The organism is Phenylobacterium aquaticum (genome assembly GCF_947378715.1).
Lineage (GTDB): Bacteria > Pseudomonadota > Alphaproteobacteria > Caulobacterales > Caulobacteraceae > Phenylobacterium > Phenylobacterium aquaticum_A.
Window position 1 is genome coordinate 1 of sequence record NZ_CANCLE010000207.1, and the last position, 5,732, is coordinate 5,732.

General features: G+C 69.4%; 4 protein-coding genes and 2 pseudogenes. 1 reads left to right on the forward strand and 5 read right to left on the reverse strand.

Features of this window, described 5'->3' with window-relative positions; all coding sequences use genetic code 11:
* From Q7P21_RS18840 to Q7P21_RS18850, 3 genes and pseudogenes are all read right to left on the reverse strand, one after another.
* A pseudogene (locus Q7P21_RS18840) lies at window positions 1–1,256 on the reverse strand (transcription-repair coupling factor); the annotation flags it as partial.
* Window positions 1,246–1,536, reverse strand: coding sequence for a succinate dehydrogenase assembly factor 2 (locus tag Q7P21_RS18845; RefSeq protein WP_304170400.1), 291 nt, complete (start codon window positions 1,534–1,536; stop codon window positions 1,246–1,248). The gene Q7P21_RS18845 and the pseudogene Q7P21_RS18840, both read right to left, overlap by 11 nt.
* A gap of 52 nt (window positions 1,537–1,588) precedes the next feature.
* Window positions 1,589–2,197 (reverse strand): hypothetical protein, encoded by a 609-nt coding sequence (locus Q7P21_RS18850; protein WP_304179487.1) that lies wholly within the window; start codon window positions 2,195–2,197, stop codon window positions 1,589–1,591.
* A gap of 78 nt (window positions 2,198–2,275) precedes the next feature.
* Between Q7P21_RS18850 and recG the strand changes: the two genes are divergently transcribed.
* Window positions 2,276–4,348 carry an ATP-dependent DNA helicase RecG gene (gene recG / locus Q7P21_RS18855; RefSeq protein ID WP_304170394.1) on the forward strand — a complete coding sequence of 691 codons (2,073 nt, stop codon included), beginning with the start codon at window positions 2,276–2,278 and terminating at the stop codon, window positions 4,346–4,348.
* On the opposite strand, the gene Q7P21_RS18860 is transcribed toward recG, so the two are convergent.
* Both Q7P21_RS18860 and Q7P21_RS18865 read right to left on the reverse strand, forming a co-directional pair.
* Window positions 4,332–5,528 carry a DUF3089 domain-containing protein gene (locus Q7P21_RS18860; RefSeq protein ID WP_304170390.1) on the reverse strand — a complete coding sequence of 399 codons (1,197 nt, stop codon included), beginning with the start codon at window positions 5,526–5,528 and terminating at the stop codon, window positions 4,332–4,334. The two genes, recG and Q7P21_RS18860, sit on opposite strands and share 17 nt — an antisense overlap.
* Before the next feature lie 43 nt (window positions 5,529–5,571).
* Window positions 5,572–5,732, reverse strand: a pseudogene (locus tag Q7P21_RS18865) (ADP-glyceromanno-heptose 6-epimerase); the annotation flags it as partial.

Consider the following 5,732-nt stretch of genomic DNA (forward strand, 5'->3'; position numbering starts at 1 on the left):
ATGACCCCCAGGCGTTCGGAGGAGCCCTCGGTCCAGGACGCGAACAGCACCCGTTTGCCGGCGCTCGCCAGTTTGCGGGCGTGGTCGGCGGTGGCCTCGAACAGATTGACCGAGTCCTGCTGGCGCTCGGCGACGAAGGCGCGGCCCTGACGGGCGCCCAGGTCGACGACCATCTCGCCCTCGGCCTCCTGGAAGGCGGAGAACCGGCGGCTGGCCCGCTCGGCCAGGCGAGCGCGCCATTCCTCGGCGGTCAGATAGAGCTTGTCCGGATCGAGGGGGTGGTAGTGGACCTTGCGGTCGGCCTGAGCCCGGGCGTCATGGGCGTCGGCGATCATCGCCATGCGCTCTTCTCGGGCCTGGTCGGCCAGGTGGTCGACCCCGATCAGTGTCCCGTCCGGCAGATAGTCGAAGACCGTGGCCATGGCCGGATAGAACAGCGGCAGCCAGTGCTCCATGCCGGCGCGGCGCCCGCCGCCGCTGACCGTTTCATAGAGCGGATCGCCGCCGGGCGCGCCGAAGGTCTCGACATAGCCCCGCCGGAACCGGGCGATGCCGTCCTTGTCCAGCAACACCTCGCTGACCGGCAGCAGGGTCACGTCCTTGAGCTGACGGGTCGAGCGCTGGGTCTCGGGGTCGAAGCCCCGGATTGATTCCAGGGTGTCGCCGAACAGGTCGAGGCGCACCGGCTCCTCGGCGTTGGGCGGGAAGACGTCGATCACCCCGCCCCGGATCGCGAATTCGCCGCGCTCCGACACGGTGGAGGCGCGCTGGTAGCCGTTGATCGCGAAATAGCGTTCCAGCACCGCGATCTCGACCACATGGCCGACCTTGGCCGAATAGGTCGCGCCGGTGACGGCTTCACGGGGCGGCACGCGCTGGATCATGGCCGGCATGGTCGAGACCAGCAGGGCGGCTTTCTTGGCGTCCAGCCCCTGGGCCAGGCGGGCCAGGGTGGTCATGCGCTGGGCGGCGACCCCGGCCGAGGGGCCGATGCGGTCATAGGGCAGGCAGTCCCAGGAGGGGAACTGCATCACCTCGACGCCGGGCGCGAAGAATCGGAAGGCGTCGATGAAGGCCGACAGCCGCGACCCGTCCCGGGCCACGAATACGGTGAGACCACCGCGGGCCTTGACGATGTCGGCCATGACCAGGGCGTCGAAGCCCTCTGGGGCGCCGATCAGATCGAGCCGGCCGGGGTCCTGGGCGATGCGACGGGTCTCGGCCTGGGTGGGCGCCCGGAACCCGTCAGCCGCCATGATCGTCGCCTCGCGCCTCATAAGCTTCGAAGCGGAACAGCTTGATCATGCTCATGATGTCGTTGTCGAATTCAGACGGCGTCGGAACCCGCTCGACGATCCATTCATAGATGTCGTGGTCGGGCTGTTCGAACAGCGCCTCGATCCGGTCGAGCTGGGCGTCGGTCAGGGTGTGGGCGTACCTGTCCGCGAACGGCCCCAGGATGAGGTCCGCTTCCCTGAACCCCCGGTGCCAGGCCCGGAACTTCAGTCGTCTCAGTCGGGTGTCGTCGTGCGTCATGAGGAACCGGCGATATAGAGCGGCCAAGTCCCCGGCGCCAGCGGTTCCGAACTCAGTCGCCGCCGAACCAGTTGAAGGACAGGGTCTTGAACGGTGTGGCGCCGATCAGCAGGGCGGTGCGCAGGATGGTCTCCTGGGCGCCAGGGCCGGCGGCGCGGGCCCGGGTGAGGGCCGCCATGTCGATCATGCCGTCCAACTGGACGGCGCCCAGGGTCGGATCGGTTCCGGTGAAGCGGAGGTCCCCCGCCCCCAGCTTGTAGGCCGTGGGCAGCACGCGGATCGTGTGGGCGTAGACGGTCTGGCCCAGCTCATTCTCGCTCTTGGCGCTGGCGAGGTCGGAGAACTCCAGCATGATCGGGGCATAGGTGGTGGTGCGGTCGCCGCCCTCCCATTGGGCGAACTCGGCCTCTGATCCGATGTGGACGTGATCGAGCTTGAGGTCACCGATCTTCACCTCGGTATTGGGGATGTAGTAGCCGAACAGGTCCTCGCCCTTCACATGGGTGAAACCGGTGAGGGGCGCGGATGGCGCGGCGGGCCGCGGCGCGACAGGGGCGATCGAGGCGGGGCCTGGCGTCACCATCTGGGCCGGGGCGCTGGTCTTCTGATCGCAACCGGCCAGCACCATGGCCACGGCCGCGACGGTCCACAGATGACGCATGTTGTCCCCCTAATTGCTTTGGGCGGAGATGATCATGGGGGACGGCGAGCGTCCAGTTGTCGGGTTATGGTGGAGCCCATGCGGCCCGAGATTCTCTTCCCCCTCTATGCGCCGGCCACGACCCTCAAAGGGGTCGGGCCCCGGGTTGCGCCCCTGCTGGAAAAGCTGGCCGGTCCGATCGTCCGCGACGTGCTGTTCCTGGCCCCGCATACGGTGATCCGGCGGCGGCCGGCCACGGTCGGCACGGCCTTGGAAGGCGAGATCCAGACCTTTGAGGTCGAGATCGAGGCCTATGTGGCGCCACGCGGCCCCCAGCCGTGGAAAGTCCGCACCTTCGACGGGACCGGCTTCCTCACCCTCACCTTCTTCGGCAGCTTCGGCGCCCAGCTGGAGCAGCGCCACCCGGTGGGCTCCAAGCGCATCGTGAGCGGCAAGGTCGAGCGCTACGGCTCCGAGCTGCAACTAGCCCATCCGGATTATATGGTGGCGCCCGACAAGGCCCATGAGATTCCGGAGCTTGAGGCGGTCTATCCCGCCACTGCCGGCCTGCCGCCCCGCACGGTGCGCAAACTGGTGCATGAGGCCCTGGGCCGTGCGCCGGACCTGCCGGAATGGCAGGACCCCGCCTGGCTGGCGCGGGAAGGCTTCCCGGCCTGGAAGGCCGCGCTCATCCTGCTGCACAGCCCGGGGTCCGAGGCGGACCTGCTGCCCACCGCCCCGCATCTGCGCCGCCTGGCCTATGACGAGCTGCTCGCCCACCAGCTGGCCATGGCTCAGCGCAAGGCCGATCGTCGCCGCGAACCGGCGCCGAAGATCCTGGCAGGACCCATCTCCGACGCCATCGAGGCCGACCTGCCCTTCCGCCTGACGGGCGCCCAGATCCGGGCGCTTTCGGAGATCCGCGGCGACCTGATGGCGGGTGAGCGGATGAGCCGGCTGATCCAGGGTGATGTGGGCTCGGGCAAGACCGTGGTCGCCATGCTGGCCATGGCCGATGTCGCGGCCTCTGGCGGCCAGAGCGCCCTGATGGCGCCCACCGAGATCCTGGCGCGTCAGCATTATGAGACCCTGTCTGGCCCCCTCGCCGCCCACGGGATCAGCGCCGTTCTGCTGACCGGGCGCGACAAGGGCGCCGCTCGCGCCGAGAAGCTGCGGGCCCTGGCGTCCGGCGAGGCCCAGGTCGCGGTGGGCACCCATGCCCTGTTCCAGGACGAGGTGGCGTTTCACCGCCTGGAGTTCGCTGTGGTCGATGAACAGCATCGGTTCGGGGTGGCCGAGCGCCAGCGGCTGCAGGCCAAGGGCGCCGCCACCCATCTGCTGGCCATGTCCGCCACGCCCATTCCGCGCACCCTGGAACTGACCCTCTATGGCGACCTGGATGTCAGCCGGATCGACGAGAAGCCGCCAGGCCGCACCCCGGTCGCCACCCGGGCCGTGCCGATGGGCCGGGTCGGCGAGGTCGAGGCGCGCCTGAGGGCCGTGGTCGCCGAGGGCGCCCAGGCCTTCTGGATCTGTCCCCTGGTCTCGGAATCCGAGCTGATCGACCTGAAGGCCGCCGAACAGCGCGCCGCCGAACTGCGCGAGCGGATCGGCCCCGGGGTCGGACTGGTGCACGGCAAGATGACCGGGCCCGAGAAGGACGCGGTCATGGCCGACTTCGCCGACGGCAAGATCAGCGTCCTGGTCGCCACGACCGTGGTCGAGGTCGGCGTCAATGTGCCTAACGCCACGATCATGGTGATCGAACAGGCCGAGCGCTTCGGCCTGGCCCAGTTGCACCAGCTGCGCGGCCGGGTCGGACGCGGTCGGCGAGAAAGCTCCTGTGTCCTGCTCTATGATCCGCCTTTGTCAGAGACCGCCCAGAAGCGGCTCGACATCCTGCGGCGCACGGACGACGGCTTCCAGATCGCCGAGACCGACCTGGAGCTCCGGGGCGGCGGTGACGCCCTGGGGCTCAGGCAATCGGGCTTCCCTGCCTATGTGTTCGCCGACCCCTTTGCGCACCGCGACCTGATCGCCGTGGCCGGCGATGACGCGCGGCTGATCCTGGCCCGCGATCCGCAGTTGACCAGCCCCCGGGGCCAGGCTGTCACGGTCTTGCAGGAGCTGTTCGACTGGCGGGCCGCCTCGCCGCTCAAGGACGCCGGATAACCCGTCCGTCCAGGGCGTGAACCGGGGACGGCTTCAGGGCGACGCTGGTGGTGATGGCCGGCGCGGGCTGGTGGTAGTTCGGATCAGCCAGCAAGGTCGCCACCCGGGCCATCGCATCGGCCTCGAGGTCGGCATAGAACAGGTTGTAGCCCGGAACCTTCTGACGGTCCGCCCAGTCCCCCTGGGGCTTCAGCATGCTGGCCTTGGGCCGTGAGATGCGCAACACGCCGTTGCGGCATTGAGCGCTGACCTGGCGGGTCAGGAAGGGCGGCCGGGCGCCCCATTCCAGCCCCGTGGCGTTGGCGGCCCCGAGCCCCAGCTTGGCGGGCGCCAGGGCGGTCGTGGTCGCCCCGAACAGCGGATTGAAGCACAGGGGCAGCCGGCCGTGCAGGTTCTCCAGCTGGGCGCCGGCGGCCCAGACCAGGGAGCGGTCGACCACGTCCTTGGCCCGCTGCGGATCATTGTCGAAGGCCGAGACCCAGGCGGCCAGGCAACCGGCCTCGGCCCGCTGGCGGCAGGGGGTGATGGGCGGGGCGTCGGCGGGGGTTGCGGCCTCGATCATATAGGCGCCGGCCAGTCGCGCCTTCAGGGCCGGATCGGTGGCGACCTCCTCGGCCAGCAACCGTTCGGCCAGGGTGCCGCCCTGCTCCACCCCGACGATCAGGAAGGGGCGACCGTTGTTATAGGCCTGGATATAGCGCCGGAAGGCGGCGGCCACGTCGGCATAGGCGAAGCGGCGGGCCTCGCGGGCGTCCTCCCGCAAGGTCATCAGGCTGTAGAGACTGGCCTGGCGATAGCGCGGGGCGAACAGTCGGCCGGCGCGCTGGAACGGGCCCACATAATTGGGCGCGATCATCCGCCGGAACAGCCGGTCGGCCTTGGTGTCATTGATCGGAGCGTTCCAGTGCACCCCGCCATTGAAGGTGGTCGGGCTGATGAAGAACACGTCGGCCGGGGGATCGTTGGTGGACCAGGCCTCGGGCTTGGCCGGCAACAGGGCCCAGGCGGCGCGCTGGGAATAGTCCGGCGCCGGCGGCGGGCTGTAGATCTGGAAGGGTTCCTTGGGGTCCAGCGTGGTCCGCAGGATGTCGTCGCGCCAGATGAAGGCGGCGGTCGCGAGCAGCGTGAGCAACGCCGCCAGCACCCAGATGATCCACCGCCTGATGGGACGATCCGCCATGTCCCCTGCCTATATCAGCCGCGCCCGCGCCGCCAGCCGCCGTCTAGCGATAGGGATCGGGCTGGGCGAGATAGCGCTGGACGTAGTCGGTGATGCCGTCCTCGAGCGCGGTCATCGGCTGGTTGTAGCCGGCGGCCTGGAGGCGGCCCATGCGGGCCTCGGTGAAGTACTGGTACTTGTCGCGGATGGCCGGCGGCATGGGGA